Below are 26,351 nucleotides of genomic sequence, written 5' to 3' on the forward strand. Positions count from 1 at the left end.
AAATACGCTGAAAATACGCTGAAAATATGCTGGAAAAACGAAGCTTAAAAATATGAAAATGGATGGATTGCACAAATATTGTGCACTTTTGCTGGTGGTTTATGCACTGATTTTAAGCATCTTTACAGAAGTCGTAGTTTAAGTTTTTTCACTTCAAAGCACCCTTGAATGTTCAATTATATGAGGATTTTTAAAGTTCGTAATACGCAAAATATAAAAATTTAATTCAATATAAGTTATTAATTTTAAATAATAAATAAAAATATTAAAAAGTTATTTTCAATAGGTCTCTCTATTGTTGGCACAAAAATTGAATAGCAAGGTTCAGATAATAAACAATCACGCATTTCAATGTGCACTTAAAGGGTTTGGAGAATTTCACGATGTTTCAACAAAAAATATTTTCAAAAACATTACTTGCAGCTGCAATGATGGGGAGCCTTGTTTTAACAGGGTGTTCAAAACCAGCTGAAAAAACTGAAGAAGCAAAACCTGAAACCAAAGCTGCTGCAACCAGTGGAGAAACGATTAAAGTCGGTATTTTGCATTCATTGTCTGGAACAATGGCTATCTCTGAAACATCGTTAAAAGATACAGCCTTAATGGCCATTAACGAAATTAATGCCAATGGTGGGGTATTGGGTAAAAAATTAGAACCTGTGGTGGTTGACCCTGCATCGGATTGGCCTTTGTTTGCTGAAAAAGCACGTCAGCTGATTACACAAGAAAAAGTGGCGGTTATTTTTGGGGCGTGGACGTCAGTTTCGCGTAAATCTGTACTTCCAGTGGTCGAAGAATTGAATGGTTTATTGTTCTATCCAGTACAGTATGAAGGTCAGGAACAATCCAAAAATATTTTCTATACAGGCGCTGCGCCAAACCAACAAGCAATTCCAGCTGTTGAATACTTAATGAGCGAAGAAGGTGGAAAGGCTGAACGTTTTGTTCTTCTTGGAACTGACTATGTTTACCCACGTACCACCAACAAGATTCTTCGTGCTTTCTTAAAATCCAAAGGTGTGGCAGATGCTGACATTATGGAAGAGTACACACCATTTAGTCATAGCAATTATCAAACCATTGTTAGCAACATCAAAAAATTCTCTGCGGGTAAAAAGACTGCGGTGATTTCAACAATTAATGGTGATTCTAACGTTCCTTTCTATCGTGAACTGGGTAACCAAGGTATTAAAGCGTCTGACATTCCAGTTATGGCGTTCTCTGTCGGTGAAGAGGAACTCCGTGGTATCGACACCAAACCATTGGTCGGTCACTTAGCGGCATGGAACTACTTCATGTCTGTGAAGAATCCAACCAATGCTAAATTCACTGAAAAATACAAACAGTTTGCTGTGGAATACAAACTGCCAAATGCGGATAAAGTCGTAACCAATGACCCAATGGAAGCAACGTATGTCGGCATCAACATGTGGAAGCAAGCGGTTGAAAAAGCAGGCTCAACCGATGTCGATAAAGTCCGTGAAGCAATGGCTGGTCAAACATTTGCTGCGCCATCGGGTTATACCTTAAAAATGGATGAATCGAATCATCACTTACATAAACCTGTAATGATTGGTGAAATTCGTAGTGATGGTCAATTTGATGTTGTCTACAAAACACCAAACCCGATCAAGGCGGAACCATGGAGTCCGTACATTCCTAAATAAGTTGTTCAAACCTGCCACGGTTGTGGCAGGTCTTTTTATTTTTTTCCCTGCATGGGATGTTGCCCTCAATAGGGAGATTTCAAATGTTATTTCGAAAAAATTACGCTATTTTTTTATTGCTGATTAGTCAAATATTCCTATTTCAACAGCTTCAAGCTGAACCACAACCTTCTCCATCTATAGATTCTGCATCAGTCTCTGCAACAACGGCTACGACTGGAGATGCTATACAACAATTTGTTCGCGGTGACTTTGCAAAACGTCGCGATATGCTGAATAACTGGCCTGCAAGTATCGAAGAGTTAGACAAACTTGTGGCGTATATTGATCAAAATGAACTGTATACCGACAGTTCAGGACACACCTATATTTTAAAAGGTGAAGATCAGTTATTGAGCTATCCCGATGAAAAAGTCATTGAGACTTGGCCAGCAGATTTAAATCAAGTCACTTTGGTGAATACCCTTCGAAAAGCCTTAAGCTATGGTCAAGCAAAAGCCAAACTTGAGTCTGAAGATGTCAGCCAACGTTTAGATGCCATTGATATTATGGAAAATAATATCGGTGAACTTGATCTTAAACAGATCAATACGTTGTATCTAAATGAAAACAACAACAAGGTCAAAGCACGTCTAGCACAACTCAAAGCACGTATGGATTTTGAAAGCACTGATCCTTTAGTGAAAATTCAAGCAGCGAAAGTGCTGAAAGATTCAAACCGTCCAGATGTATTGGCATTGCTAGAACAGAGTTTAGAACAACCCAATTTAAATCCTGAGCTTAAAGCGACATTGCTAGATGCCAAAGGCAGTATCAAAACCCGTATTCAAGCCAGTGAATGGTCTGGGCATGTCTTTTCAGGTTTAAGTACAGCCAGCATTTTACTGCTCGCTGCTTTAGGTCTTGCCATTACTTATGGTTTGCTTGGTGTCATTAATATGGCACATGGTGAGCTGATCATGATTGGTGCTTACACCACTTATGTCATTCAAAGTTTATTCAAAACGCATTTGGCGGGCTATGTCGATTGGTACCTCATTGCAGCGATTCCAGCGGCATTTATTGTCAGTGCGCTTATTGGCATGCTGATCGAACGTACTGTGATTCGCCCGCTGTATGGCCGTCAACTCGAAACGTTGCTGGCAACTTTCGGGGTGAGTTTGATTCTGATGCAATTGGTACGAATGATTTTTGGCGCACAAAATGTCGAAGTGTCGAATATCTCTTGGCTATCTGGAGGTATCTCAGTCACACCAAGTTTAATCCTGCCGTATAACCGTATCGCGATTATTGCATTCACCATTGTGGTGCTGTTGCTACTCGTGTATCTCATCAATAAAACACGTTTTGGTTTATTTGTTCGTGCAGTCACGCAGAACCGCCAAATGGCACGTGCAGTCGGTATTCGCTCTAGCCGAATTGACATGATGGCATTTGGACTGGGTTCAGGTTTGGCAGGACTTGCGGGATGTGCTTTGGCACAAGTCGGCAACGTCGGACCAGATTTGGGTCAAAACTATATTATTGATGCCTTCTTGGTCGTGGTTGTAGGTGGTGTAGGGCAAGTTTGGGGTGCTGTACTGGCTGCATTGGGTCTGGGTATCAGTGGTACGGTGCTCGAAATAGGCATCGGTGCCGTGCTTGCCAAAATTGTACTGTTGGTTCTTGTGATTTTGTTTATTCAAAAACGTCCACAAGGTTTATTCGCCATTAAAGGTCGATTTGTGGAGTAATAACAATGAAAATCACATCATTACTATCCGATAAACCATGGAGCGCTGTTGCAATAGCTGTGTGTTTTGCTATCTTGCTCATATTGCCTTGGTTGCATTTACTTCCAGCAGAATCAGCATTTCATCTATCAGCCTATTGGATCACTTTGATTGGCAAAATCATGTGTATGGCTTTGGTGGCATTGGCACTGGATTTGGTTTGGGGTTATGCCGGCATTTTAAGTTTAGGCCATGGTTTATATTTCGCGCTTGGTGGTTATGCTTTTGGTATGTACTTAATGCGAGAGTCAGCAGGCGATGGGCTCCCTGATTTTATGCGCTTCCTGAGTTGGACGGAGTTACCGTGGTATTGGATCGGTACTCAGCATATTTGGTGGGCTTTAGCATTAGTGATTTTAGTTCCTGGAATTATTGCTTTTATCTTCGGCTTTTTTGCCTTCCGTTCCAAAATTAAAGGCGTGTATTTCTCCATTATTACTCAAGCGATGACCTTCGCTGCAGCACTGTTATTTTTCCGTAATGAAACAGGCTTTGGCGGTAACAACGGATTCACAGGTTTTAAAACCATTTTAGGCATGGATATTACTTCTGCATCTATGCGGGCAACGTTGTGCTTCGTTACAGCACTCACACTATTACTGTGTTTCATTGGTTTGCGTCATCTCATGAATAAGCCTTATGGGCGAGTGCTTGGGGCAATTCGTGATAGTGAAAACCGTTTGCAATATTTGGGTTATCGCACGCTTTGGTACAAGCTTTCTGCTTGGGTGCTGTCAGCGGTGATTGCAGGGATTGCAGGTGCGCTATATGTGCCACAGGCGGGGATTATTAACCCAAGTGAAATGAATCCTGTGAACTCGATTGAAATGGCGGTTTGGGTCGCGGCAGGCGGGCGAGGCACACTTATTGGACCAATTCTAGGTGCAGGGCTTATCAATGGCGTGAAGACCTATTTCACGGTGGCTTATCCAGAAGCTTGGTTACTGATTTTGGGTGCATTGTTTATTGTGGTGACCATTTTCCTTCCAAAAGGGGTGATTGGCTTATTCGACCGCTTTAAAAAGGAGAAAAACTAAATGTCAGATTTAGGCTTAAATGCACAACAACATGGCGGTCAACTGGGTGAAGGTTATGGTCGCTTAAAAGAAGCGGGTCCTGACTTTAGCCATGGTATTGCACTGTATTTAGAAAAAGTCAGTGTTTGGTTTGATTCTTTCCGTGCCTTAAATGATTTGTCGCTTTACATCAAAGAAGGTGAATTACGATGCATCATTGGACCCAATGGTGCAGGCAAAACCACCTTGATGGATGTGATTACAGGCAAGACACGTCCAACCGAAGGTACGGCATTTTTTGGTCAAAACTATGATCTTGCCAAAATGAGCACCGAAGAAATTGCCGAAGCAGGTATAGGCCGTAAATTCCAAAAACCGACCGTATTTGAAAACTTCACAGTGATGGAAAATCTACTGCTGGCAGCACCGAAAAATAAACAGGTACGTAAAAGCTTTTTTAGCAAACTCGATCCTGATGCGCAAAATGCACTGGATGAATCTTTGACGCAAATCCGTTTGCAGGAATTCGTCAATAAACCAGCAGGTTTGTTATCACACGGTCAAAAGCAGTGGCTAGAAATTGGCATGTTACTGATGCAACGTCCCAAGCTCATTCTGCTAGATGAACCCGTGGCAGGTATGACCGATGCTGAAACTGAACGTACCGCAGAATTGTGTTTAGAACTGAAGAAAAACCATACCTTGGTGGTGGTGGAGCATGACATGAGTTTTATTGACACCATTAGTGAAAAAGTCACGGTTTTGGCTCAGGGCGCAATTTTAGCTGAAGGTACATTGGCAGAAGTACAAGCCAATGAAGACGTGATTGAAAAATATTTAGGGCGTTAAGGAGTAAACCATGTTAGAAGTCAAAGACGTCAATCAGTTTTATGGTGGCAGTCATATTTTAAGAGATGTGTCTTTATCTGCGCCTGTGGGTGAATGCTCTGTTGTGCTTGGGCGCAATGGCGTGGGTAAAACCACCTTGTTAAAATGTCTGATGGGGATTTTACCGATTAAATCTGGACAAATTTTGCTCGATGGCAAAGACATTTCGAAAATGAGTCCTGAGCAACGTGTGCGTGCAGGTTTGGCTTATGTGCCACAAGGTCGCGATATTTTTTCGACTTTAACCGTTGAAGAAAATATTCTGATTGGCATGGCGAAATTTAAAGGCGCAAAAACCAAAAAAGTGCCTGAGCATTTGTATGAAATTTTTCCTGTGCTGGATGAAATGAAGCATCGCCGTGGGGGAGATTTGTCGGGTGGTCAGCAACAGCAACTGGCAATTGCAAGAGCTTTGGCATCGGAGCCTCGTGTACTGATTTTAGATGAACCGACAGAAGGCATTCAGCCGTCGATTATTAAAGACATTGGTAAAGTGATTCGTAAACTTGCCGATGGTGGGGAAATGGCGATTGTTCTGGTGGAGCAGTTTTATGACTTTGCCGAAGAACTTGCCGATGGTTATACGGTCATGGCACGTGGGCAGGTGATTGCACAAGGTGTTGGCAGTGAAATGCCAGAGAAGGGCATTAAGGATTTAGTGGCGATTTAGGTTTTAAAGCCTCCCTGAGCGAGATACAAGCACTGCTTTATATCAATGCGCAAGAAGGGAGGTTTGGAGGGATTAATTTTACCTCTCCTGAAAGGAGAGGGTTTTAAATTCTAAATTTCAGTGTTTTCATCCCAAAGGAAATAACCACCATATTGACTTGATCTAAACTCACCGCCGACAGATTTACCTAAGTCTGTAATAAAGTGTTTGCCATTTTCACTGAGTGTTAGAAAACCTTTTTGTACAAATTTATCTAATAAATCATTGGTTTTTAATTTGTATTTAGCAGCAAGTTTTGAAGTGGTTAATTTTGAGAAATTATTCGATTCACTCTCTTCATTCTGTGATGCTTCAGCAAGTTCCTGTTCCACTTTTACTTCATCTAAAGTTATTCGAACTTCATCGCTAATTCGGATAATGCGTTGAGCCTCTTCATAGGCATCTTTGAAAACATCGTCATCTTCATATTTACGAACTGAAATTCCCATTTCATTGTTATTCACTTGGCTGAATTCATAAAGATTCAAACTTGAAATGATGCATTCAGCTTCATTCATATAGCATTTGGCATGCAAATTTTTACAGAAACTTAAGCGAACATAGTCCAATTTTTGCATCCACTTAATCTCGTCTGGATGTAAATCACTTTTTCCATAAACAATACGAATATCGATTTTTAGACGGTTTTTATCTTCTAGAAGTTCTTTAATCCGATCATTTAATCGTAGATAAGGACTAATTAATATAAGTCTTTCTTTTGCGTTTTTAATAAGCTCTTCTAAATAAAAGTTTGTCGCACTGGTGTTTAAAAATTTAGCCATTTATCCCCCTGATTATGTTTAATAATTTTAAATGTATTAAAGCATAAAAGAGGGAAAATTTAAGAGGCTAGCTGATGATAAATAAGCTATTTCTCAACTTTTAAATATTGACCACTCGCCCAAACATTGTGTCCAAATCCACAGCCACTTTGAGATTCATTTTGCTTGACTGTAATCACATGACCTTCAGCGGGCTTAAATTTGAAATCTAAAGTGATTTTGCAATCTTCATACTGATATGTCGCATGCTTTTGCTTTAAAGACATCGATGTATCAAATTCACCTAAATTTGGACCAGAAATGAGTCCATAAGGTGGAAAATAAAGACCCTCGAAAGAAAGGTCATAACTTATTTTCTTTTTTGAGACTTTAATGGTATTCCATTGACCAAAACCTGCAGAATTGACATAGGTGCCAGATAAATCAGTGGATAATTTTGGTTGAGGTAATTGGCTTAAATTAAATTGGCTCGATTTAGCCTCTTTGTCTTTCAAATACCAAGCTCTAGCCCATTGCGGTTTATTTAGTTTTGCATAAGTTAAACCGACATTATTATTGGCAATCACCACATCGTTTTCAGTGAGTTTAGTGCCACTGATATCTTGATTATATAAACAAAATGAACTCCACGCCGCTTGATCTTTAAACTGTTCTAAAGCTTTCGAATATTGTTTTTGATCATAGAATTTTTTGCCAAGTTGAGCATATTGCTTCACTTGGGCACATTTCTGTTTTATGTCTTGTTCAGTCGTATTTGCATAAACACTCTGTATAGAAAATAGAAAGAAAGGTATGGAGAGTAGTGTTGTTTTCATTATTTACATATTTAAAGTGATAGATATCTTCTAAGTTAATCAAATTTCATCATTTTGACTATACATCCTGATAGTGATTCTTTCCCGTTGATCGTATTAAGCTCGATTTCAATATAAATCTTATTAAAAAATTGGAGTTTATTATGACAAACGACGTATTAGAACACACAATAGTCGACACAATGTTTGAAGCCTTTAAAAGTCAAAACCTTGAACAGGCTGTAGCAACTGTATCTGATGATACCGTCTGGATTCACCATGGTTCACAAAAATTACCTTCATTACGTTTTGAAGGAAAATCAGGTGTAACCCAATTTTTTGCGACTAATTTCAATACCATGCATGTTGAATATTTCGATATTCTCAAAACCACGCAACAAGGCGATACCATTGTGGTACAAGGTAAAGAAAAATTTACCATTGATGGTGAGGAAGGCTTTTTCGCACAAAAATGGGTGCAAATTTATACCGTGAAAAATGGACTCATTACACGTATGGAAGAATTTGCAACGTCTGTGGCAGACGAAGAATATATGGTCGTGGCTTAATACAACATTCAGTATTAAAGGCATATCCATTGTCAAATTTTGGGTATGCCTTTATTCATTTTTCAGTTTGCTATTGTTGAATCATCACGGGTTCACCAAACTGAAACACCTCACAATTATGTCCAGTACCAATACGATCCACCACCGCAAAATCACTCGGACTCTCTAATGTTAAAAGTGGATGATGCCAAGTGCCAGCACGATAATTCACCCCTTGCGAACCATCCGTGATAAAAGCTTTTAACTGACTTAAATCAGGCTTTTCAGCATCCAAACTGGGTGCAACGACCACTAAAAATGCTTGTTCTTTCATAGGAATGAACGCTTGTGATCCGTTGGGATGACGTTCTAACATTGAAATTTCGAACGGTATGGTCGTACTTTTAATGTTGCGGAAAATACTGATGCCTGCCTTCGCCTCACCCACAATTTCTGTTTCGACAATGGCATGATAGCGTTCGGTATGCGCATCATTAATATGAAAAAAATCATGACCAGTACAGCAAATGACTTCACCGAATGGAGCAAAGTTTTCAATCGTTAAAGTTTCAATTTGAATCGTTCTTTTCATATTAAATGGGCCATTTTTTTGCATAGGCATTTTCAAATTGAGTATAAATTGGAAAATGCCTTTGATTTAATCGGTCTTAATTTTCAGTCCAGTATTGTCAATAAAGATCAGATTCAAGCAATTTTACCCCATAGGCGAATACGGCTAATGCCACCATCTGGAATCATATTCACGCGGATATGTGAAATTTTTTCGTGTTTTAAAATCTCGGTAATAAAGGTATGGATATGATCCATTTGCATGGCTTGGGCTTCAAGTAGGAATGGCCAGAACATACTTTGCGGAATCAATTGCGGATCTGTGGCATTTTCAATATAGGTTGCCTGAATGGATACTTCCGCAGGGTAGTTGCCTTTAAAATGTGCGGTATCAATTTCAATTTTTTCAATATTACCTGCTTTGCCCAATGCCAAAATACACCAGTCAAAACCAGGTGCACGACGACGTTTGGTTTCCCAACCATCACCCATATTGATGCCACGTCCAGGGTTAATTAAATTGCGTGGATGGCCAAAATGCGCATCACTGTAAGCAATCACACGACCGCCGTTTTGTAGTGCCAGCAAATCTAAAGTTTCCGATACATTGCTGACTTGAATTTGCACTTCACCATAAACACGCAAGCGAGCCACACCGCCATCGGGGAAAATATTTAAACGAATATGGGTAAAGGTTTGCTCAGATTGAACGTCAAACAGATGATGCTGACTTGGACCTAATATACTATTTGGTAAAATTTGATGCCACTCTACGGTGCTTAAGTCACCATTTGGTGCATAACACGCTTCAACCAAGGCAGAAGCAGGATAGTTGCCACTAAAGAAAGTCGTATCAATATCTAAAGCTTTAATTTTGCCTGCAACGCCAAATTGTACAATTGCCCAATCATAACCAGCATGACGTTTACGACGTGTTTCCCATCCGTCCATCCATTTGCCATGATCATCGAATTTATCTTCAACAAAAATAGGGGCTTCGAATTGCAACATACGCTTTGCTTCAGCGAAAAAATCATCTGAACATTCAATTATTTTTGCACCAATTCGATCATCGGCTAAGTTGGTGAGTTGCTGTAATTGTGCAGGGATTTCAAAAGTTGGTGCAAATAGTGTTGCCATTTAAGTCTTCCATCTTAATTTTTTAAATCATCATTCATTTGTGTTCTAAAACAGGCTTTTTCCTGTTGATGCATTCACAAAAACAATGCATTGGGCGTAATTAAAATGCATAGCTTGTGCCAACTTTTAATAAAGTTCAGGCAATTTTTCTTAAATGGCACGTTTTTCGCTTTTTAACAGGGAGTATTTATTTAAAACAAGGAGAAAGTAGATGGAAATCGCCATTATTGGTGCAGGCATGGGTGGCTTAACAACGGGTATTGCACTCAAAAAGTTTGGGCATCAAGTGACCATCTATGAACAAGCAGAACAAATTTTACCTGTTGGTGCCGCAATCTCCTTATGGTCAAATGGTGTGAAATGCCTGAATTATTTAGGATTGACTGAAAAAATTGCCAAGTTAGGTGGGCAAATGGACAACCTTGCTTATGTGGATGGCCTGACTGGCGATGTTATGACGCAATTCAGTTTATCTCCATTGATTGAAGAAGTGGGACAAAGACCGTATCCCGTCTCACGTGCAGAACTACAAAATATGCTGATGGATGAATTTGGACGTGAAGACATCCATTTGGGCAAACGTATGGTATCTCTGCATGATGATGGACAAAAAGTCACTGTCAAATTTGCGGATAATTCAGAAATTCAGGCAGATTTGCTGATCGGTGCAGATGGAACACATTCCATTACCCGTGCTTATGTGCTGGGTGAACAGGTGGAACGCCGTTATGCAGGTTATGTAAACTGGAATGGTTTGGTCGATATAGCAGACGATCTTGCCCCTGCAGATCAATGGACGACATTTGTAGGTGAAGGTAAACGTGCATCACTCATGCCTGTAGCAGGCAATCGTTTCTATTTCTTTTTTGATGTGCCATTACCTGTTGGATTAGAGAACAATCGCTCAGAATACAAAATCTTATTGAAGGGTTATTTTCAAGGCTGGTGTTCACAGGTCCAAAACTTGATTGATCGGATTGATGAGCAACGGACCAATCGTGTCGAAATTCATGATATCGAACCTTTTGCTGATTTCTATAAAGGCAATGTGGTGATCGTTGGTGATGCAGCACACAGCACAACCCCAGACATTGGACAAGGCGGTTGCCAAGCGATGGAAGATGCAATCTATCTGGCACGCTCTTTGCAAATCAATACATTAGGAATCAAAGATGCGTTAAAACGTTATCAAGATAAACGTAATGAACGTACCCGTGAAATGGTGTTACGTGCACGTAAACGTTGTGATGTCACCCATATGAAAGATGAGCAGGTGACTAAAGAATGGTATGACGACCTACGTAAGGAACAAGGACCACATATTATGAAAGGGATTATTGGCAATATTATTGGCAATCCATTGGATTAATGAAAACGTATTGAAATCATAAAAATACGTATTGGAAAAATTAAAATAATAATGAATGCAACATGCAGCTTTTCAGCAGGGGGCGTAAGTCCCTTTTTTTTTAATTTGTTTTTAGGTCATTCCAATTTTGATGAATCAGATAAACAAAGTTGCATCAGCACCAAATCACGCCATTTCCCAAATTTTTGCCCTACTTCAGGCATATATCCAGTCTGTTTAAAGCCTAACTTTTCATGCAAACGTATCGAACCGATATTTTCATGATCGATGGCTGCGACCATGATATGAAGACCTTGAGCTTTGGCGTGTGCAATCAGATGTTTTAAAAGTTTTGTGCCTACACCTAAACCTGCATATTGTGGTGCAATAAATACAGAATGTTCTACAGTATTGCTAAAACCTGTAATAGCTCGAAATGTTGAATAGTCTGCAAACCCAATGATTTCATGGCTTTGCTCAGTTTCTATGACAAATAGTGGAAAGTGATTTTGACGTAATTGCTGGAACCATGCATTGAAATGCGCAAGGTCTTTTGCCTCACTATTCCAAGTCGCCATACCATTGAGCACTTCATGGTTATATAGGGTTTGGATCGATTGCAGATCTTGAAACTCTGCAGGGCGTATACAATAGGACATAAACTTTAAATTCGTTTTTTATCATATTTTATTTTTTTGCATAAAAAAGCAAGACCAGAGTCTTGCTTTTTTAAGGTATCAATCAAATTTTTTAAACTTAGAAATGATATTTGACTAAGGCGCTGACATCATTTTGTCGCACGCCTGGTACACCAAATTTGTTGTTCCAAACGGAGTGTTCTACACCCACATATAATTTAGTTTTAGGTGAGATATGTTTACCGACGTTCCATTTGTATTGGCTGGTCCAGTTCAGTTCGCTGGCATGATCTGGTCCTTCACCTGTAGACCAATCTAGGAACGCATCAGCCAAGAATTCTTCATTGCCAATTTTAAATGGAATACCGTAGACAAATGTCATTTGATAGTCATCTTTACCCAGTTCATTATTGGCTTTATAGAAATTTAATTGTGCGTATTGGAATTTAGGAATGGCTAAATCAAATCCAATACCGTATAAGAAATTGTCAAAATTCACACCTGAGTTATTTGATTCCCATGTGGTGGCAACAAGTACGTCTTTAATTGGGCCAAACTCTAATTTTTTCCCCGAAATTGCACCTAAACTAAAGCGTGGTGAAAATTCAAAATAGTTGGTCTGAGTATCATCTTCCCACTGATGATCATTAAAGAAGAATAAATCTGCGTATTTAAATTTTGCTGTGTATTCGAATGTTACTGTAGTGCGATCTTCAGAGCCCAACTCATAGTTTGAGCCATAAAGAGCACTTACACTGAAGTCTTGCCAAATCGGCGCGGCTTGAGAGAGAGAAGCCGCTGATGCCAGAGCACATGTTGCGATGATTTGATTGAATTTCATTCAATATTACCCCTGAGAAAGCGTTGGAAAGAATACCAACATTGATGCAAAAATAAAGCCAATTTATGTAAAATATTCAAATTAAGTGCATAATTAACTTAAAAATTTTACCGTTTGTTAAATTTTGTGATGGGAGTCAATAATTTGCTCTTTATTCACTATTTGCTTAGGTTTAATAAAATCAAGATGATAGAAGATAAAATTCAACAGAATCGCCATTAAACAGGTAGAACTAATGCCTGAGTGAAACAGCACTTGTACCCATTTTGGAAAGTCTGCATAAAATGAATGATCAATAATTGGGATCATGCCTGCAGCGATTGACGTCGCCACAATAATCAGGTTTCTTTGGTCGTTATAATCAATTTTTGCCAATGTTCGAATACCACTTGCGGCAACGGTTCCAAACAGAACTAGACCTGCTCCACCTAGTACTGGAACAGGAATGGCAGCAATAAAACGCCCCATAATAGGCAACAGTCCAAGTACAACTAAAATCATGCCGCCCGCGGCCACTACAAAACGACTTTTAATACCTGTAATGGCAACCAAACCAACATTTTGTGCAAAAGCACTTTGCATGAAAGAGCCAAAGATAGGCGCAACAGCACTCGACAACATATCGGCACGTAAGCCATTGGAAATACGATTTGAGTCGACATCTGTTTCAACGATTTCACCAACAGCAATAATGTCTGCTGTGGTTTCTGTCATTATCACCAGTGTTACAATCAGCATAGAAATGATGGCTGTGACTTCAAAGGTTGGCATGCCAAAAGCAAAAAAGTGTGGGACTTGGAACCAATTGCCTTGAGCCACTTTACTAAAATCACCAAAACCAGCAACGAATGCCAATATCGTTCCAATCACGATGGCCAATAGAATGGATAAGCGACGGATCGCTGCATGACGAGAAAGATTCAGCGCAATTACAATTGCCAAAGTGACTAAAGCCAGCCCAATATTTTCAATACTTCCCCAATCTGGTGCAGTTTTATTGCCACCCATCATCCAGCGTACAGCAACGGGTAAAAGTGATAAACCAATGATAGTAATCACACTGCCTGTAACAACGGGTGGGAAAAAGCGAATGATTTTTGAAAAATAAGGTGCCAAGAAAAAACCGATAAGTGACGCGACAATCACAGCGCCATAAACTGCTTGTAAGCCACCGCCAGTGGTAACAATGGCGACCATGGTCGCAACTCCAGCAAAGGAGACACCTTGAACAAGGGGCAATTGAGCACCAATATATTTCACGCCAATTGTTTGTAAGATTGTTGCTAAGCCACCCACAAACAGGGCCGCCGCGATGAGTAATCCTATTTCTACAGCATTTAAGCCTGCTGCTGTGCCGACAATAAGAGGGGGCGCAATGATGCCACCATACATGGTCAGTACATGCTGTAATCCATAGGCTGCACTTTTGCCTGCACCTAAATATTCATGTTCGGGAGAGATTGTTTTTTCATGTTCAGTCATGGTTTATTCCCTCAATCTTTTGTTTTAATTACTCTTGTAAATAACTTATCTATAAAAATGCCTGATTTAGCGTTTGCATCAACTGCCTCTATAGGTCGAATAGGCATAAGGGCTGATCAATAAAGGAATGTGATAATGCTGTTGGGCATCCTTAACGCTAAAATGAATGACTGCTTTAGGGAAAAAGGTCTGGGTATTTAAACGATGAAAATATTCAGCAATTTCAAATTCAAGACTGTAATCACCGACTACAAATTTAGATAAACCAAAGTCACTGATACGACCATCATCATTGGTTTGTGAGGTCGCCAGACATTGACCTTGAGCGTTGTATAAGCGAATGGTGACATTGGCTGCAGGTTTGCCTAAATGGGTATCTAAAATATGTGTACTGATCATGCTTGGACCTCCTGTGATAATCGCAGTAAGGCAATTTCTAAAAGTTGTTGATGAACGATTCTTTTTTCAATTTCTGGATCATTGGCTAAGCGGTATTTCAACGCCGTTAAAATCTCTTCACTGCTTAAACCTGATGCTTTGATCAGAAAGATGTAGCCATATTTTTTTTCATACGCGACATTGCCTTCATAAATCGCAACTAAAGTTTCTTCGTCTTGGCTCAAGGCACTTTGTTCACGATCTGAAAAAACTTGTTCTTTTTCACTCAATGCTACTTTTGCTTTTTTCTCACCAATGCGAGGGTGGGTATTTAATGCAGCTAAAATTTCATCCCAAGTCCAAGACTTGGTTTGTTCTGAAGCATAGGCAAGCAATTCTTCTTTAGAATCAAAAGGTCGACGTTGATCAATCTCAGTCGCCCAGCGCTCTATATGAACACATTGTTTGAGTAAGCTTTTGATTTCACTTTCATTGTTTTGATTAAATTCGGACAGCAACAAGGTAAACATCTCAAAATTGAATTTATGAGATAAATTTGCAAGATCAGTGCCAATTCAGCTTTATTTGAATATTTAGATGAAAATGCACAAAAAAAGAGAACAGTAAAATGTTCTCTTTATTGAAGATTTAGAGCGTCGTTTTAAGGAGGAAAATGTTCATACCAATGCTGTGCAATATCGCCACGACGACAAATCCAAACTTTTTCATGCGATTGAACATAGTCTAAAAACTTTTGTAGGGCTTTAAAGCGAGCTGGACGCCCTAAAAGACGGCAATGCATGCCGATAGACAGCATTTTCGGACTCGTATCACCTTCTGCATACAGCACATCAAAGGCATCTTTTAGATACTGATAAAACTGATCTGCATGATTAAAACCACCTGGTGAGCTGAACTTCATATCATTCGTGTCTAAGGTATAAGGAATAATCAAATGTGGACGTGATTCACCTTGTGTATTGGTCAGCGTTGTCCAAAAAGGCAGGTCATCGCCATAGTAATCTGAGTCATATTGAATTTGAGGAAATTCCGCCAAAAGTTGTCGCGTGTTTGGACTATCTCGCCCTGTGTACCAACCAATTGGAGCATGACCAAAGAGGGTTTCTAATACACTGATGGCTTGATCCATATGTTGGCGTTCTGTTTCTATGTCCATGTGTTGATAATGAAGCCAGCGCTGACCATGCGAGACCACATCATAATTTGCTTCTTGTATAGCTTCGACCACGTACGGGTTACGCACCAAAGCCATCCCGACACCAAAAATAGTCATGGGTAACTGACGCGATTTAAATTCATTGTGAATGCGCCAAAAACCTGCACGTGACCCATATTCGTACATCGAATCCATCGACATATGTTTGTCATTAAAACTGGCTGCACCAATGATTTCTGATAAAAATTGTTCAGAACTTGCATCGCCATGTTCGATGTGATTTTCTCCACCTTCTTCATAGTTCAGTACAAATTGAACGGCAATACGTGCACCATTTGGCCACTTTGGATGCACAGGTTGACCATGATAGCCAATTAAATCGCGTGAATATGGTGCATTTTGGATCGCGTCTATCAGTTCCTGACCACGTAAGTAAGTACTTGTCACAATGGGTATCCTTTTGATCACTTTTTAAAAATACTACTTGCAAATTTTCGAGTTAAGTCCGATATTCAAAGTATAAGAACACCATTCTGAAGACTCAAAAATAGTGTTCATCATTCAAAACGGAGGAATAAATTCCAAAAGAAATTGAAGATGTTCGAACCGAGATAAAAGCAAGCGACAAACGTGCCAAGATAGAAGTTTTGCACAAAAATGATTCAAATATAGAAAAGAGGATGATATTTATGAACATTGAAATCCGTACAGATAAAAATATTCAAAATAGTGAGCGTTTAATCGAGTATGTACGTGCAGAACTAAGTGCAGAATTTCAACGCCATACAGAGAAAATCACCCATTTTTCTGTGCATTTGAGCGATGAAAATGGTGAAAAGGGTGGTGCCGATGATATTCGTTGTATGATCGAGGCAAGACCTGCAGGACTTAAGCCTGTGGTGGTCAATCATAGAGGTCATAACCTAGACACAGCGATTCATGGTGCAATTGACCGTTTGAAACGAAGTTTAAAACATGCTTTTGAGAAAAAAGATAACCCGCGTGGTGGGCCATTAGAGCTGGCTGATGCTGATGTAGATGAAGCATGATTTAAAAAAAGCCCCTTGAGGGGCTTTTTTGTTTTGTATAGCATCAAACTTTTATTTACTTTTTTAGATTGGACAATATCTGACGCTTTTATAAATTAAAATTTATGTTTATGATCAATACAATAAAAAAAACTGATGAATTTTAGGCATAATATCAATCTAATATTTAGTGAGACAAAGACATGCTAACAGCTCAACAACAAGTGTTTTTACAGGCCTTAGAAGAACTTGATATTGCTCAGGTTCAACGCCTGTTGGCAGATGGTCTTGATCCAAATTTTATCGATCCTGAAAAAGGACCTGCGGTATCGGTATGGTCGGATACTTTGTTTCAATGGTGGGAAAAGATTTGTGAAGCGCATGAAGCAGAGCAACCACTCAGTGAAGAACAGAAACAAAAAGACTTACAAATCCATTTAGATATTTTAGACGCTTTGATTCAAGCTAAAGCCAATTTCCATTTATGGGATGCAGAAGAATGTTATGGACCTCTTTGGGATGCTGCAAGTGCTGCATGTGCACCCGCTGTAAAGCGCTTGCTTGATGAAAATGTTGATCCAAATACCAAAGATGAAGAGGGTAAAACTATCCTTACGTCTATAAGTGATTTATTTTTCGACTGTGATTTTGATAAGATTGATTGGTCACAGGCATTACCTGAAGAAAAAGATACGTTAGAACTATTACGTAGTCGTGGTGCTAAAATGACCAAAGAAATAACTTAAATTTGAGTGTTCTCATGACAATATTGAAAAAAACAACATTAGTATTCGCTGTCACTGCAAGCATGCATAGCATGTACAGTATGGCAGCAGATTTTGAGTTTGACCGCCCTGGGGATGGTTTTAGTACCACAACTACCCCTGTTGGGCGATTGGCATGGGAACAAGCTTTACCAACTGCACAGTATCAAGAGTTCAGAACTTTGACTGGAGATAAGGGCAATCAAACCAGCTTAAAAGCGGATATGCTTTTACGTACAGGCTTAATGGACGGTCTAGAATTACGTCTTGGTTGGGATGGGCCCGCATGGAGTAAAACTCGCTTCCAAGGACAGCATTTTGAAGATGATGGTCTTGGTGATGTCACGATTGGTCTAAAAAAATCGATTGACTTAAAAGACGATAAATTGACCATGGCTGTTTTAGCACAAGCTTTAATTGCTACAGGCAATGATGGTTTTACTGCCCATGATGATATTTATATGCTCGCTTCATCTGTGAACTACAAGTACAGCGAAGGCCTGACCACAGGCATCACCATGAAATACGAAGTTCAGAACAGTGATTGGGCTGTGACCGCAGTGCCAACCTTGGGTTATAAAATCGCAGGTCCATTATCAGGCTATTCACAACTTGTGTATCGTAAAGCTGAAAGTCAAGATTATGAATATGGTCTAGGTTCAGGTTTAATTTATGCATTGAGTGACCGTGCCCAACTTGATGCAAGTATTGGGGTCGATTTACAAGGTTCAAATAAGAGCTATAACGGCGGTCTTGGAATCTCTTATTTATTCTAAGTGTATAGAAAAAATAAAAAAGCGGTCATTTGACCGCTTTTTTATTGGGAATTTGGGGCTGATCATCACTTAAGTAAATATTGCAGTTTGATCACGCAATTGATTATAACCACTCGATTTTGCTAAAAATAAGGCTTGATCTGCTTGTTGAAGCACTTTATCGCTAACCAAGTCTTGTGCCGAAACAGATACGCCACCACTGGCTTGTAACGGAATTGATTTTACATTGAAATGAACGATGTCATTTTGAATCAGATCTAAGCAACGTTTAGCCACTTGATTTGCATGTTCTAAATCAATGTTATAGAGAATTAGAATAAATTCATGTTCTCCAAAACGTCCCACCAGATCAGTGTCACGAATATTTTTTGTCAAAATGGACGCTGTTTTAATCAAAGATTTCTGCGCTGCTTTAATTCCGTATTTTGATTGCACTTCTACGTAATTATCCAAATTTAAAAGCACGATCGCATAGTGACAACTCATATTTGGGGTGAGTTCTTTTAAGTATCTATTGATCGCAAATTGATTGTATAGACCTGTTAGAGGATCCATTTCGAGCAAATCTGCTTTGGGTTTTTTAAACAGAAATGGCGATAAGAAACTATGATGGATAATGTCTTTAAAGAAGGAGTAAATCTTACGTTTTCTTTCGGAGTAGATTTTGGTTCTCATTCGTACAACCGCCTATTTGATTCTTTTTTGTATCATTGTTTTTTTCAATTAAAAGCATAGCAATAATAAGCTTTAGATTCAATTTATAAATTGTATAAAATATTGAAATATAAAAATATTTTAATGTGATGCGTGGCGCATAATTGCTACTTAAATTTGAAATTAATCAAATTTTATACAAGCGTATTGAAATTTTTTCTATGATTTATTCTAGGGGCGAGAATAAAAAAATGAGGCATGAAAGGAGAACACTGACGATTTCCTATGTCAGTGTTGTCTGGTATTCAATCTTAAAAATGGGAACAATTGAAAAAAATTTTAGCGGTCATTTAAAACGCTTAGAGTTTTAAGTGACATCTAATTTATGTGCAAATTCAGCAATATCGGAGAGAGCTTGTTTGGCTTCATCAAACCAAGCGCTAAACATTTGAAAGTTATGCCACATGCCAGTGTATAACTTATAAGTCACATCAACATCGGCATCTTTGGCTTTATCTGCAAAACGAGTGGCATCATCCAATAAGATTTCTTTAGAGCCGACCTGTACAAGTGTTGGGGGTAATCCTTTAAAGTCCCCAAAGATTGGAGATATTGCTGGAATTGAAACATCAACATTTTTAGGAACATAGTAGCCAATGCCTGTCTCTAAAGCCTCGATAGATAACAGTGCATCATGCTTTTGGTTATAGCGTAATGATTCACTGGTGAGGGTTAAATCTAAAAAAGGTGACATTAGAATTAAACCACTTGGTAATTGCTTAGGGTCTTCATCTTTTAATCTTAATGCCAAAGCCAGTGCTAAATTCGCGCCACAAGAATCACCTGACAGGATGATATCTTTAGGTTGAATGCCTTGATCTAAAAGCATTTGATAAACGTCATAGATCGCATCACTTGCATCAGGATAACGGCTCTCAGGTGAAAGCGGATATTCAATGTGTAGGACTTGCATTTGTGTACGTACAGCAATTTGCGTCATAAATGCACGATGTGTTTTCAGCGAACCTAAGAAAAAAGCACCACCATGAATATGAAAAATCATCTGTGTTGTTTCAGGTTGAGGCTTAATTTCTTCAGCACGAATACCCGCTATGCGTAATGGCCGAATTTGGACATTTTTTGCCAAAGGCAAAATTTTGGTGAGCTGTTCAAGTGCGATGCGTACAGCAGTAGGTGGAAGATTCAGACGACTGGGAAAACGAAGGCTAGTTTTTAACAATGATTCTGTAATATATTGTTTAAATAGTGGATTTATCTTCATGGTTTTTCCGTATTGGGTAGGTTTTTTTGATTTTTTAATCAACTTACTCACATTATTTATGAGCTTACACTAAATAGTCATACTCATAGATTGCATATTTGTTGTGTATTTTTAATACTATAAATGAATTTTTATAAGGGATTTGAAAACAATGAAAAAATTAGCGCTGGCTCTAGGATTAGCAGTGACATCAATTTTAGCCAATGCAGCTGATCCATTGAATGGAACAGTATGGAAAACAATTGATGATAAGACAAAGCAACCGAAAGCTTTGGTTAAATTTACTGAGCAAAAAGATGGATCATTGAATGCAAGTATCCAGTCAGTTTTAACATCTGGTGAAGAAAATGCTTGTACCAAATGTGAAGGTTTTTATCAAAATAAACCGCTGAAAGGTGTAACAATTGTTAAAGGTCTAAAAAGCTCTGGTAATGGGAGTTATGCGGGTGGAACAATCCTAGACCCTAAAAACAATAAAACATATAAGTTAAAAGGGGCGATCTCAGCGGATGGCAAAAAATTAGAATTACGTGGCTACATTGGTGTTGCTGCAATAGGCCGTAACCAAACTTGGGTACGTGCGAACTAATCGAATTTGATAAGCCGATAAAAAAGCCTAGTGATTTCACTAGGCTTTTTCAATGGGGTCGCTACTGATTTAAACCAATGCCTTATATGCATTTTCATCAAAACCAACGATCAGTCCTTTTCCTGTGTCTAAAACAGGACGTTTGATCATGCTGGTATGTTGGATGAGTGCCTCAACGAGTTGCTCTTCATTGGATGTGGCTTGCATCTGTTCTTCAGGACTGAGTTTTTTCCACGTTGTTCCTTTCTTATTCAGAATAACTTCAGCTCCTGCTTGGTCAAGCCAGTTTTTTACTGTTGTTGCATCAATCGCTTGCTTTTTATAATCGTGGAATTCGTATTTCAAGCCGAGTTGATCCAGTAAATCAAAAGCTTTTTTCATTGAATTGCAATTTTTAATACCATAAATTTTGAGCATTTGTATTCCAAATAAATATCTTCTTCGTTCAACAGAGATTAACAAAAATTAATCAAGGCTCGAAGTCTTAATTTAGATGTAATAATAAAATGATGATTCGATAAATACTTTTCTGAAAAAATGATTAAGTAATGAGTGTCTTATATCTTATAGTTATCATTAATTAAGCGAATTTGATTGTTTCAATGAAGAGAGCATTGAGCATCATTGGATGAGTGTGAGTGGTTTTATTTGGATCAAAACAAGGAATGGCAGCGTATTGAGTCATACTGGCTTTGACAAAATAAAGTCTATAAAAGAGAAAACCCGCATTATATCATCCTGATTATGCGGGTCTCTGTGCAACGTCCAATGTCTGTCATCCATGCGAAAATAAAATCACTTTATTTTCTTTTCATCCTACGGCTTCCTGTCCCTATGTTGTCATCCTGACAATGTCCCTGTGCCGTGCCACAATAATGCACGCTTGTCTGTTAAATAAAAATCAGTAAACTCGACAAGTGCTGTGAGTAATTAGCGCACATTCAGTATACAGTTGTACACTGATTGAGCAATTATTTGCTTATAATTTATAGTCAATAATCACTGGTGCATGATCACTGTACCAATTGTCTTTATACACCCAAGCATTGACGGTACGGTCTTTCCAGTCGGGAGAGCAGGCATGATAATCAATCCGCCAACCTACGTTCTTCGCACGTGCCTGTCCTCGATTTGACCACCAAGAATAAACTTCAGCTTCTTTACGCACTTCACGGAAGGTATCGACATAACCTAAGTCATCATAAATATGATCAAGCCATGCACGTTCATGAGGTAAACAACCCGAAGATTTTTGGTTACCTGACCAGTTTTTAATATCAATGCGTTTATGTACGATGTTGTAATCACCGCAGACAATGACCGATTTATCTTCATCACGCCATTGTTTTAAAATTTTTGTATATTCTTCTAAGAAGTGGTCTTTGCGAGCTTGCGCTTCATCACCCGATGAACCTGAAGGTAAATACAGTGAACAAATATGTGCAGATTTTCCTAAACCTAAATCGAATTCTGCTGAAATAAAACGACCTTGGCTGTCTGCAAGTTCAAAACCTAAACCATCAGTCACCGATATAAAAGGTAGACGGCTATAAATGGCCGTGCCTGCATAGCCTGCACGTTCAGCAGGGAATAAGTGTGTATACCAACCTTCAGGTTTGAATTTATCGGTCCATTGCTCATGAGTAATGCGACTTTCCTGCATGCACACGACATCGGCCTCTGATTGTTCTAACCATTCAAGTAAGCCTTTTGTTACCGATGAACGTAGACCATTTACGTTAATTGATACGACTCTTAGAATTTTTTGATCACTTGGATAGCTACTCTTTGGTATCATGCGCAAGTCTTACCTCTCTCATAATGAATTTTGGAGCACCTTATGACATCGCCAGCTCAATTTAACCCTCAAGATTTTATCGAACTTGCATTATCACGCGGTGTGCTTAAATTTGGTGAGTTTACTTTAAAATCGGGTCGTGTGAGTCCTTATTTTTTTAATGCAGGTTTACTCAATGACGGTGAAGCCTTATCACTCTTGGCTTCAGGTTATGCAGATAAACTAACACAATGTGAAAATGTTGATGTGATTTTTGGACCTGCTTATAAAGGTATTCCATTTGTGGCGGCAACCGCTGTTGCTTTATCGCAAAATCATGGCGTGAGTGTGCCTTGGGGTTTTAACCGTAAAGAAGCGAAAGATCACGGCGAAGGTGGTGTTTTAGTCGGTGCTTCGGTTGAAGGTAAAAAAGTCTGGATTATTGATGATGTGATTACCGCGGGCACAGCGATTCGTGAAGTAGTCACTATCTTGAAAAATGCCGGTGCAAAAATTGCGGGTGTGTTGGTAGCGCTAGATCGTCAGGAAAAAGGTCAGGGCGAGTTGTCTGCGATTCAGGAAGTGCAAAAAGAACTAGAGATTCCTGTGCATGCCTTAATTACCATGAAAGATTTGATGAACTATTTAGAGGCTAAAGGTGAGAAAGACGCTTTAGCGAAAATGGAAGATTATCGTGTGAAGTATGGTATCTAAGATTATTTAAAGATCTAAAGAAGGAAGCGGAAGCTTCCTTTTTTGTTTAAAGATTATTTTCAGGTTTTGTGGAACATTAGAAATCACTAGGTTAGCTCTATTGGTGCAAATGTCTATAAATTTGTTGATAAGTTTTTGATTTAAAATAATAATTTATTTTTTTAATAAACTTTATTCTATAGTTTTTAGAACAACTAAATTTTTAAATGCAAAATTGGATAGGGTTTACCCTGACCATCTAATTCAGATCTCTTTGCAACGTTAAACCCTAGTTTTTTGTAAAATCCAAGTGCTTGAAGATTTTGCTCATTAACATCTACATGCTTAATGTTTAATTCCTTAATTGCAAAATGAGTAAGAACCCGTCCAATTCCTTGAGACCGAAAGTCAGGATCAATGAGCAACATTTCTATGTTATTACTACTTGTTCCTATAAAACCTACGATTTGTCCATCCTGAATGTATTTATGAAGTAATACATGAAGAAAATATTCATGAAGAATTAAAGGTTTTAAGTTGTCAATTTCCTCTTCAGGTAAGAAGTCATGGGTAGCTCTGACGGTTCTTTCCCAAATATCAATAAGGATAGGAAAATCAATTTTAGACGCTTTTTGAAGCATAGGATATCCTTAAATAATGAGCAAATTCTATATGGTAAAATCGCCTGCATTTAGCTAAATGTAAATTAGGCAGACTAGGTAAACATCGTTTAATCAAGCATATTTTTATATAATTTACAGTTCACCATCATAGTAGTTTTTGGTTAAGCATATTATTTCTTAATAGTTATGTTCATATTAAATCAATAATTTGATGAATTATTGACTTTTTTCGTAAATCAAAAAATAATCTCTCCCTAGCCCTCACTTGTGCTTCATTTTAAAGAAATACTTTAATACGTGGTACGAAATAACATTTTAAAAGCACGATGATCGAAGCATCGTGCCTTTTTGCAGTTGAGCTATATAAACCACTTGAGTTTCAATTATTGATAAAAATGAACCGCCTTCAATTGGTGGTCTAACCAAGGCGCTAAGGTCTTCGCATATTCCACAGTCAAATGATCTGCATCACGATAAATCATAATATTATCTTTCACCGCAAAACAATATTTTTCATCACAATAGTGTGGAGTTGGATCAGCAATATATAACCAATCTTCTACCGCTTTTTTCTGCTGAATAAATGCTTGATCATCCAAATTATCCTCCCTTAATTGAATGCAATCACTTTCTTGATAATTCAGCTGATGGACACAATCTGGAATATTTCGGCTCATATCTGGGTTATCCCGAATTGCTAACACCTCAATACCATGGTTTTTTAAAATTTTAAAGTTGCTCAGATAAGCAGGAGGTATCATTTCAATGATGGTAGAGTTCGTTTTAACCGCTGTTGTTGATTGAGCATTGAAGTTCGAAGGAGTTTCAGCATTTTTAAATATGCGTGTGCCAATTGCGATGACCAAATTAGGCTTGGTTTTTAGAATATCAGCCATGACTTGATTATTCCATTCAATACACGATTCATTGAAATTTCTCTCAACTAAAAAACGCTCTTGTGTATTGGCAAAAGTACATGAACCTTTTGTTGATGTATAAATTTTAAAGTCTTTCTCTTGCATAATTTCCTGTAAAGCCGGTAACCAATGATCGGCATGAGAACCTCCCACTAAATAAATCGAACCGTTTTTACCATCTTCATTAAAAATACATGTTTTTATATCGGCTTCATCTTTGCCAATAAAACAACCAAGAACACTACTTTCAGGTCTATTTAAAGATTTTGATAAGGGTCCAGGAATAATATTACTTGTATAAAAATGACTCATAACCTTATCTGCAAAGGCAGGAAATTTTGAAATTGTTTTTTCAGAAATTAAGCTACATAATGCGATCGTAAATAAGCCAAATACTAAAATTTGAGATTTCTTTTGGATATTTTGAGAATGAATTGAAAAAAGTAACGTGATCTTTGAAGACAACCAAGCCAAAATGAAGGACAAACAGATAATGATTATCCCTGAAAGAATGTCAGGATTCTTGTTGGTTACTCGCAGATATAATATATAAAGAGGCCAGTGCCAGAGATAAACGCCAAAGCCCAAAAAACCACCTTTTACAATCCAAGGGTGACTTAAAATTGTGATTAAATTGGATTGAAGACCTCGCGCAAAAACCAAAACTAAAATTGCACCAGCAACAGGCCATAGTGCAGCAAAACCGGGAAATTTAAATGCTGATCCAACTACAAATCCACAAGAGACAATCAGGGCAAATCCAATTGAAACCAAAACAGTGCTAGATTTTGCAATTTTAGCTGTAGCCAAAGCAGCGATTGCGCCAACAGCAAACTGCCAGTAACGAGAAAAGAGATCAAAGTAGGCGGCTTCTGGTTGAGTAAATGTAAAATAAATTCCCCAGCAAAATGAACATAAAGACAATATTGATAATAAAGCGACCATACAGAAGGTCAGGTTAAGCTTAAATAAATTGGCACCAAATTTGGACAGTTTAACGATGATAATCCAGCTGACATAGACCTGAGCAATGATTGAAATCGCCCAGAAATGTTGGACTAAGCTTACACTTTCATTTCGTGCTAAATAATCACTCGATCGGATAATCAGCCAGTAATTTTCTAAATAAATCGCACTAGCAACGATATGGCTGAAATTATTTTTCCAACTTACTGGAGAGAGAATAAAGATCGTTGTAATAAAACAAAATAAAAGAACAAGTATAACTTCAGGAATTGTTCTTTGAATAAAGCGTTGAATATGATTATGCGCACTAAATTTTTCTGATTGACGGATGCGATTCAGTTTACTATAACCAAGAAAATAGCCAGATATCACAAAGAAAACATCAACACCACCAGAAACGCCATTTCCCCAGATATGAAAACATGCAACCAACAGTGCGCCTAGCAATCTTATTCCTTGTATTTCAGGTCTAAAATACTGTGTGTTAGAAGGCTTATTTTTTAGCGTTGATAATCCCATATTGTCATATAAT

General features: G+C 38.4%; 28 protein-coding genes. 12 read left to right on the top strand and 16 right to left on the bottom strand.

All coding sequences use genetic code 11. From position 1 onward, the window contains the following. Nucleotides 1-383: 383 nt before the first annotated feature. The 5 genes from urtA to urtE are packed head-to-tail and all read left to right on the top strand — an operon-like array spanning nt 384 to nt 6,013. Entirely contained in the window at nt 384-1,667 is a 1,284-nt protein-coding gene (gene urtA, locus G8E00_RS00700; protein WP_166008865.1) for an urea ABC transporter substrate-binding protein, read from the top strand. Nucleotides 1,668-1,723: 56 nt separating this feature from the next. Further along, a complete protein-coding gene (gene urtB / locus G8E00_RS00705) occupies nt 1,724-3,400 on the top strand; it encodes an urea ABC transporter permease subunit UrtB (RefSeq protein ID WP_406741445.1) in 1,677 nt (558 codons plus the stop codon). Between the two features lie 5 nt (nt 3,401-3,405). Further along, nucleotides 3,406-4,476 (top strand): urea ABC transporter permease subunit UrtC, encoded by a 1,071-nt coding sequence (urtC, locus tag G8E00_RS00710; protein ID WP_166221326.1) that lies wholly within the window; start codon nt 3,406-3,408, stop codon nt 4,474-4,476. Further along, on the top strand, nt 4,477-5,304 hold the full coding sequence (urtD, locus tag G8E00_RS00715; protein ID WP_166008862.1) for an urea ABC transporter ATP-binding protein UrtD: 828 nt from the start codon (nt 4,477-4,479) through the stop codon (nt 5,302-5,304). It begins immediately after the preceding gene. A gap of 10 nt (nt 5,305-5,314) precedes the next feature. After that, complete coding sequence (gene urtE, locus G8E00_RS00720; protein WP_166008861.1) at nt 5,315-6,013, top strand: urea ABC transporter ATP-binding subunit UrtE; 699 nt, start codon at nt 5,315-5,317, stop codon at nt 6,011-6,013. Between the two features lie 110 nt (nt 6,014-6,123). Here urtE and G8E00_RS00725 read toward each other — a convergent pair whose 3' ends face one another. Then, entirely contained in the window at nt 6,124-6,834 is a 711-nt protein-coding gene (locus G8E00_RS00725; RefSeq protein ID WP_166008860.1) for a phospholipase D family protein, read from the bottom strand. A gap of 86 nt (nt 6,835-6,920) precedes the next feature. Beyond that, nucleotides 6,921-7,652 (bottom strand): hypothetical protein, encoded by a 732-nt coding sequence (locus tag G8E00_RS00730; RefSeq protein ID WP_406741458.1) that lies wholly within the window; start codon nt 7,650-7,652, stop codon nt 6,921-6,923. A gap of 140 nt (nt 7,653-7,792) precedes the next feature. On the opposite strand from G8E00_RS00730, the gene G8E00_RS00735 reads away from it, so the two are divergent. Then, a complete protein-coding gene (locus tag G8E00_RS00735) occupies nt 7,793-8,197 on the top strand; it encodes a nuclear transport factor 2 family protein (protein ID WP_166221330.1) in 405 nt (134 codons plus the stop codon). Nucleotides 8,198-8,267: 70 nt separating this feature from the next. On the opposite strand, the gene G8E00_RS00740 is transcribed toward G8E00_RS00735, so the two are convergent. Beyond that, nucleotides 8,268-8,768 carry an ureidoglycolate lyase gene (locus G8E00_RS00740; protein ID WP_166226340.1) on the bottom strand — a complete coding sequence of 167 codons (501 nt, stop codon included), beginning with the start codon at nt 8,766-8,768 and terminating at the stop codon, nt 8,268-8,270. 113 nt (nt 8,769-8,881) lie between these two features. Beyond that, nucleotides 8,882-9,886, bottom strand: a complete 1,005-nt coding sequence (gene alc, locus G8E00_RS00745; RefSeq protein WP_166221332.1) for an allantoicase — start codon at nt 9,884-9,886, stop codon at nt 8,882-8,884. A 211-nt stretch (nt 9,887-10,097) separates the two neighbouring features. Between alc and hpxO the strand changes: the two genes are divergently transcribed. Continuing rightward, nucleotides 10,098-11,255 (top strand): FAD-dependent urate hydroxylase HpxO, encoded by a 1,158-nt coding sequence (gene hpxO, locus G8E00_RS00750; protein ID WP_166221334.1) that lies wholly within the window; start codon nt 10,098-10,100, stop codon nt 11,253-11,255. Nucleotides 11,256-11,371: 116 nt separating this feature from the next. On the opposite strand, the gene G8E00_RS00755 is transcribed toward hpxO, so the two are convergent. From G8E00_RS00755 to puuE, 6 genes are all read right to left on the bottom strand, one after another. After that, a complete protein-coding gene (locus G8E00_RS00755) occupies nt 11,372-11,893 on the bottom strand; it encodes a GNAT family N-acetyltransferase (protein WP_166221336.1) in 522 nt (173 codons plus the stop codon). A 97-nt stretch (nt 11,894-11,990) separates the two neighbouring features. Beyond that, nucleotides 11,991-12,713 carry an outer membrane protein OmpK gene (locus tag G8E00_RS00760; RefSeq protein ID WP_166008855.1) on the bottom strand — a complete coding sequence of 241 codons (723 nt, stop codon included), beginning with the start codon at nt 12,711-12,713 and terminating at the stop codon, nt 11,991-11,993. A 117-nt stretch (nt 12,714-12,830) separates the two neighbouring features. Then, on the bottom strand, nt 12,831-14,195 hold the full coding sequence (locus G8E00_RS00765; protein ID WP_166221338.1) for a nucleobase:cation symporter-2 family protein: 1,365 nt from the start codon (nt 14,193-14,195) through the stop codon (nt 12,831-12,833). Nucleotides 14,196-14,273: 78 nt separating this feature from the next. Then, on the bottom strand, nt 14,274-14,594 hold the full coding sequence (uraH, locus tag G8E00_RS00770; protein ID WP_166221340.1) for a hydroxyisourate hydrolase: 321 nt from the start codon (nt 14,592-14,594) through the stop codon (nt 14,274-14,276). Then, nucleotides 14,591-15,094 (bottom strand): 2-oxo-4-hydroxy-4-carboxy-5-ureidoimidazoline decarboxylase, encoded by a 504-nt coding sequence (gene uraD, locus G8E00_RS00775; RefSeq protein WP_166226343.1) that lies wholly within the window; start codon nt 15,092-15,094, stop codon nt 14,591-14,593. The genes uraH and uraD overlap by 4 nt, the downstream gene beginning before the upstream one ends. Nucleotides 15,095-15,234: 140 nt before the next feature. After that, nucleotides 15,235-16,197: an allantoinase PuuE gene (puuE, locus tag G8E00_RS00780; RefSeq protein WP_166221342.1), complete on the bottom strand. Its 963-nt coding sequence runs from the start codon at nt 16,195-16,197 to the stop codon at nt 15,235-15,237. Nucleotides 16,198-16,439: 242 nt separating this feature from the next. Between puuE and G8E00_RS00785 the strand changes: the two genes are divergently transcribed. From G8E00_RS00785 to G8E00_RS00795, 3 genes are all read left to right on the top strand, one after another. After that, nucleotides 16,440-16,799, top strand: a complete 360-nt coding sequence (locus G8E00_RS00785; RefSeq protein WP_166008850.1) for an HPF/RaiA family ribosome-associated protein — start codon at nt 16,440-16,442, stop codon at nt 16,797-16,799. Nucleotides 16,800-16,981: 182 nt separating this feature from the next. Beyond that, entirely contained in the window at nt 16,982-17,524 is a 543-nt protein-coding gene (locus G8E00_RS00790) for an ankyrin repeat domain-containing protein (protein ID WP_166221344.1), read from the top strand. Between the two features lie 14 nt (nt 17,525-17,538). After that, nucleotides 17,539-18,318, top strand: coding sequence for a transporter (locus tag G8E00_RS00795; protein WP_166008848.1), 780 nt, complete (start codon nt 17,539-17,541; stop codon nt 18,316-18,318). Nucleotides 18,319-18,387: 69 nt separating this feature from the next. Here G8E00_RS00795 and G8E00_RS00800 read toward each other — a convergent pair whose 3' ends face one another. Further along, nucleotides 18,388-18,993, bottom strand: coding sequence for a GGDEF domain-containing protein (locus tag G8E00_RS00800; RefSeq protein ID WP_166221346.1), 606 nt, complete (start codon nt 18,991-18,993; stop codon nt 18,388-18,390). Nucleotides 18,994-19,339: 346 nt separating this feature from the next. Beyond that, nucleotides 19,340-20,254 (bottom strand): alpha/beta hydrolase, encoded by a 915-nt coding sequence (locus G8E00_RS00805; RefSeq protein WP_166008846.1) that lies wholly within the window; start codon nt 20,252-20,254, stop codon nt 19,340-19,342. Between the two features lie 151 nt (nt 20,255-20,405). Here G8E00_RS00805 and G8E00_RS00810 point away from each other — a divergent pair, with 151 nt between their 5' ends. Then, on the top strand, nt 20,406-20,843 hold the full coding sequence (locus tag G8E00_RS00810) for a DUF2147 domain-containing protein (RefSeq protein ID WP_166221348.1): 438 nt from the start codon (nt 20,406-20,408) through the stop codon (nt 20,841-20,843). A gap of 69 nt (nt 20,844-20,912) precedes the next feature. Here the strand turns inward: G8E00_RS00810 and G8E00_RS00815 are convergent, their stop codons facing one another. Beyond that, on the bottom strand, nt 20,913-21,260 hold the full coding sequence (locus G8E00_RS00815) for a Spx/MgsR family RNA polymerase-binding regulatory protein (protein WP_166221350.1): 348 nt from the start codon (nt 21,258-21,260) through the stop codon (nt 20,913-20,915). Nucleotides 21,261-21,822: 562 nt separating this feature from the next. Then, a complete protein-coding gene (locus G8E00_RS00820; RefSeq protein ID WP_166226346.1) occupies nt 21,823-22,641 on the bottom strand; it encodes an exodeoxyribonuclease III in 819 nt (272 codons plus the stop codon). A 42-nt stretch (nt 22,642-22,683) separates the two neighbouring features. On the opposite strand from G8E00_RS00820, the gene pyrE reads away from it, so the two are divergent. After that, on the top strand, nt 22,684-23,334 hold the full coding sequence (gene pyrE, locus G8E00_RS00825) for an orotate phosphoribosyltransferase (RefSeq protein WP_166008843.1): 651 nt from the start codon (nt 22,684-22,686) through the stop codon (nt 23,332-23,334). Nucleotides 23,335-23,528: 194 nt separating this feature from the next. On the opposite strand, the gene G8E00_RS00830 is transcribed toward pyrE, so the two are convergent. Beyond that, on the bottom strand, nt 23,529-23,954 hold the full coding sequence (locus G8E00_RS00830) for a GNAT family N-acetyltransferase (protein WP_166221352.1): 426 nt from the start codon (nt 23,952-23,954) through the stop codon (nt 23,529-23,531). Nucleotides 23,955-24,319: 365 nt separating this feature from the next. Further along, nucleotides 24,320-26,338 (bottom strand): acyltransferase family protein, encoded by a 2,019-nt coding sequence (locus G8E00_RS00835; protein WP_166221354.1) that lies wholly within the window; start codon nt 26,336-26,338, stop codon nt 24,320-24,322. Nucleotides 26,339-26,351: the final 13 nt, after the last annotated feature.

The sequence above is a fragment of the Acinetobacter shaoyimingii genome (assembly GCF_011578045.1).
GTDB lineage: Bacteria > Pseudomonadota > Gammaproteobacteria > Pseudomonadales > Moraxellaceae > Acinetobacter > Acinetobacter shaoyimingii.

Excerpts from the sequence above, each read along its gene's own strand:
- G8E00_RS00805 (WP_166008846.1), bottom strand. The coding sequence starts at position 20,254 with ATGAAGATAAATCCACTATTTAAACAATATATTACAGAATCATTGTTA.
- G8E00_RS00815 (WP_166221350.1), bottom strand. The coding sequence starts at position 21,260 with ATGCTCAAAATTTATGGTATTAAAAATTGCAATTCAATGAAAAAAGCT.
- G8E00_RS00760 (WP_166008855.1), bottom strand. The coding sequence starts at position 12,713 with ATGAAATTCAATCAAATCATCGCAACATGTGCTCTGGCATCAGCGGCT.
- urtB (WP_406741445.1), top strand. The coding sequence starts at position 1,724 with ATGTTGCCCTCAATAGGGAGATTTCAAATGTTATTTCGAAAAAATTAC.
- G8E00_RS00765 (WP_166221338.1), bottom strand. The coding sequence starts at position 14,195 with ATGACTGAACATGAAAAAACAATCTCTCCCGAACATGAATATTTAGGT.
- G8E00_RS00795 (WP_166008848.1), top strand. The coding sequence starts at position 17,539 with ATGACAATATTGAAAAAAACAACATTAGTATTCGCTGTCACTGCAAGC.
- uraH (WP_166221340.1), bottom strand. The coding sequence starts at position 14,594 with ATGATCAGTACACATATTTTAGATACCCATTTAGGCAAACCTGCAGCC.
- alc (WP_166221332.1), bottom strand. The coding sequence starts at position 9,886 with ATGGCAACACTATTTGCACCAACTTTTGAAATCCCTGCACAATTACAG.
- G8E00_RS00785 (WP_166008850.1), top strand. The coding sequence starts at position 16,440 with ATGAACATTGAAATCCGTACAGATAAAAATATTCAAAATAGTGAGCGT.
- pyrE (WP_166008843.1), top strand. The coding sequence starts at position 22,684 with ATGACATCGCCAGCTCAATTTAACCCTCAAGATTTTATCGAACTTGCA.
- G8E00_RS00820 (WP_166226346.1), bottom strand. The coding sequence starts at position 22,641 with ATGATACCAAAGAGTAGCTATCCAAGTGATCAAAAAATTCTAAGAGTC.
- urtC (WP_166221326.1), top strand. The coding sequence starts at position 3,406 with ATGAAAATCACATCATTACTATCCGATAAACCATGGAGCGCTGTTGCA.
- hpxO (WP_166221334.1), top strand. The coding sequence starts at position 10,098 with ATGGAAATCGCCATTATTGGTGCAGGCATGGGTGGCTTAACAACGGGT.
- G8E00_RS00755 (WP_166221336.1), bottom strand. The coding sequence starts at position 11,893 with ATGTCCTATTGTATACGCCCTGCAGAGTTTCAAGATCTGCAATCGATC.
- urtE (WP_166008861.1), top strand. The coding sequence starts at position 5,315 with ATGTTAGAAGTCAAAGACGTCAATCAGTTTTATGGTGGCAGTCATATT.
- G8E00_RS00725 (WP_166008860.1), bottom strand. The coding sequence starts at position 6,834 with ATGGCTAAATTTTTAAACACCAGTGCGACAAACTTTTATTTAGAAGAG.
- G8E00_RS00790 (WP_166221344.1), top strand. The coding sequence starts at position 16,982 with ATGCTAACAGCTCAACAACAAGTGTTTTTACAGGCCTTAGAAGAACTT.
- urtA (WP_166008865.1), top strand. The coding sequence starts at position 384 with ATGTTTCAACAAAAAATATTTTCAAAAACATTACTTGCAGCTGCAATG.
- G8E00_RS00810 (WP_166221348.1), top strand. The coding sequence starts at position 20,406 with ATGAAAAAATTAGCGCTGGCTCTAGGATTAGCAGTGACATCAATTTTA.
- G8E00_RS00735 (WP_166221330.1), top strand. The coding sequence starts at position 7,793 with ATGACAAACGACGTATTAGAACACACAATAGTCGACACAATGTTTGAA.
- G8E00_RS00830 (WP_166221352.1), bottom strand. The coding sequence starts at position 23,954 with ATGCTTCAAAAAGCGTCTAAAATTGATTTTCCTATCCTTATTGATATT.
- G8E00_RS00800 (WP_166221346.1), bottom strand. The coding sequence starts at position 18,993 with ATGAGAACCAAAATCTACTCCGAAAGAAAACGTAAGATTTACTCCTTC.
- G8E00_RS00835 (WP_166221354.1), bottom strand. The coding sequence starts at position 26,338 with ATGGGATTATCAACGCTAAAAAATAAGCCTTCTAACACACAGTATTTT.
- urtD (WP_166008862.1), top strand. The coding sequence starts at position 4,477 with ATGTCAGATTTAGGCTTAAATGCACAACAACATGGCGGTCAACTGGGT.
- G8E00_RS00740 (WP_166226340.1), bottom strand. The coding sequence starts at position 8,768 with ATGAAAAGAACGATTCAAATTGAAACTTTAACGATTGAAAACTTTGCT.